This is a genomic window from Ruegeria sp. BI11 (assembly GCF_056538005.1).
This window is the reverse complement of record NZ_JBQFSM010000052.1, coordinates 1-1,510: the sequence shown is the minus strand read 5'-3', so window position 1 is coordinate 1,510 and position 1,510 is coordinate 1. Positions and strand designations below refer to the sequence as shown.

Annotated in this window: 1 protein-coding gene and 1 pseudogene; one reads left to right on the top strand and one right to left on the bottom strand. The window is 55.4% G+C overall.

The window, feature by feature from the left end; translation table 11 throughout:
* Nucleotides 1-674 precede the first annotated feature (674 nt).
* Nucleotides 675-956, top strand: coding sequence for a hypothetical protein (locus ACR0DT_RS25005; RefSeq protein ID WP_480713340.1), 282 nt, complete (start codon nt 675-677; stop codon nt 954-956).
* Between the two features lie 430 nt (nt 957-1,386).
* Here the strand turns inward: ACR0DT_RS25005 and ACR0DT_RS25000 are convergent.
* A pseudogene (locus ACR0DT_RS25000) lies at nt 1,387-1,510 on the bottom strand (IS6 family transposase); the annotation flags it as partial.

The window sequence follows — 1,510 nt, the reverse complement described above, 5'->3', positions numbered from 1 at the left end:
AAGCTGTGGGAAGGTTATGCTGCCGAACTATCGGCCTGATTGTGCAAGCTCACGCATATTACAATCCACGTCAGATAACTCGGCAAAGCCGTTGAAGTTGCGCATATGATCCGAAAGGGTCAGTTCGGACTCGGATTCTGTCCGTTCAAGCAGTTTGCAAAACTAGCCATCTAAACACAGCAACGTCTGGTGAGAATTCATACTTCAGAAAAGAATGCGACAGAGCCCGCACGGACAGGCCCAGTTGCACCCTGCAGCTGTTTCATGCATCCAGAGAAAAAACGGCCGAACCCGATCAGGCCCGGCCGAAAAGGTTAAGAGAGTATCCAGTTCACCGACGAAATCCCATTGTTTCGGCAAACCGTCACAAGGCTTGCCTCCGATGGCGCGCAATGGTCAACGGGTTCATTCCAATATCAGCTTCGGTGTTAATGAAATCCGAACACGTCCCGCAGACGCGCCGGACGTGCTTTGTGAGGTCGAAGTATCGGACGGTTTTACGAAAGTAAGGCAAGTCTTGCAGCAAAGTCGCGGATCTTGGCCGGACATCCCGCGTGATCCGCCAATGCTGTTCCATGGAACCTGCCGGTTGCGCCTTGGCCGTAGCGCGTGTTTGTCTGACCCGCGACCGCATCCTTCCACTCCGGATGAGAGTGCTGCTTGGAGTTTGAAACATGCCGTTTACACGCCGCAGGACGCCCAAAGACCCGTTGGAACTGCCGCTGGTGACCGCGGCGTCCAAGGGTCCGGATATGCGCATCGAAGGTCGACGCCTGGGAACGCTGGGAATGAGCTGGTTGTTTCTGGAATGTGGCTGTGGCCATGAGGGCACGATCGCGGTGCTAGATCTGGCCGAGCGGTATGGGCGCGAAACGCGTGTGCGGGCTGCGGTCGCAAAGATGCGCTGCACGCGATGCGGACAGACGCGGATTCGCAACATAACCCTGTCCGACTGATATTTCGGAAATCATCAGGTCCGGCCCTTTCCCGCGTAGGCCGCCGCTGCGGCCTAACGCAACCTTTTATGGTAGCGTCAAGTGCGTCCCCAGGACTCCGCCCTGCGAAAGGGCGGATTGCGCCCCTTGTGGTTTGGTCTGGCTTTGCCCGAGCGTTCCGCTTTGGAAAAGCGACCTTCAGCTGCACGATCAACCTTTGCCGCGTGTGACAGATTGATATGAAGTTGCCGCGAGCCTGATATGCGCGTTCCAATGTTCCGCTCGCATCCGGCCCCAATAGTTTTTGCCGCTTTCTGATTGTGACAGGTTTCAGGGTGTTGCCAACAAAGATCCTCGCTATCCGTGGTTCTTCAGAGATGATCATATGCGCAACTTCAAAGGCTTTGCCGAGTTATCTGACGTGGATTGTAATATGCGTGAGCTTGCACAATCAGGCCGATAGTTCGGCAGCATAACCTTCCCGCAGCTTGAACGCGTCGGCTCTGGCATAGCGGTAGGAGAGAGTGCAAAGGCGATAGCGGCGGGGACGAAAAATCGTATTGATTTGGTCATGG